This window comes from Vibrio sp. 1978, assembly GCF_033344345.1.
This window is the reverse complement of record NZ_JAWPOP010001007.1, coordinates 1-520: the sequence shown is the minus strand read 5'-3', so window position 1 is coordinate 520 and position 520 is coordinate 1. Positions and strand designations below refer to the sequence as shown.

The window sequence follows — 520 nt, the reverse complement described above, 5'->3', positions numbered from 1 at the left end:
TACGAACGATAGGGCGATGATCAAACCACCTGCGACGACGACAGGAAGCATGTGCGAAACACCCGTCATTAGGTGTTTGTATGCGCCTCTTTTCTCGTCTGCTGCCGAAGCAGAACTTGCAGAGCCTGAATGTTGGTAAATCGTGGCTTGTTCGAACGCTTTGTCCATCTCTTCAGCGGTTTTCTTCAGAGCTGGGCCAGTCTTTGTACGGTACATTTTTTTGCCGTTGAAGCGATCAAGTGGCACTTCGATGTCCGCGGCAATGATAACCAAGTCCGCATCTGCGATTTCTTGGTCAGTTAGTTGGTTCTTCGCGCCAACAGAGCCACGAGTTTCCACCTTAATTTGGTGACCACGGCGTTTGCCTTCTTCTTCTAAAGCTTCTGCTGCCATGAAGGTATGTGCAACACCAGTAGGGCATGCCGTAATAGCGACGATTTTCTTGGTTGCAGAAGCACTTTCGACAGGCGCTTCAACTGTGGTTGCTTGTTCAAGTGTTGCTGCACTTTCGACTGCGGTC

At 50.0% G+C, this 520-nt stretch carries 1 protein-coding gene; it reads right to left on the bottom strand.

Going from position 1 to position 520, the window contains the following annotated elements; genetic code table 11:
- On the bottom strand, positions 1-520 hold a 520-nt coding region (locus R8N49_RS30360), incomplete at both ends, for a fructose PTS transporter subunit IIB (RefSeq protein WP_318190852.1).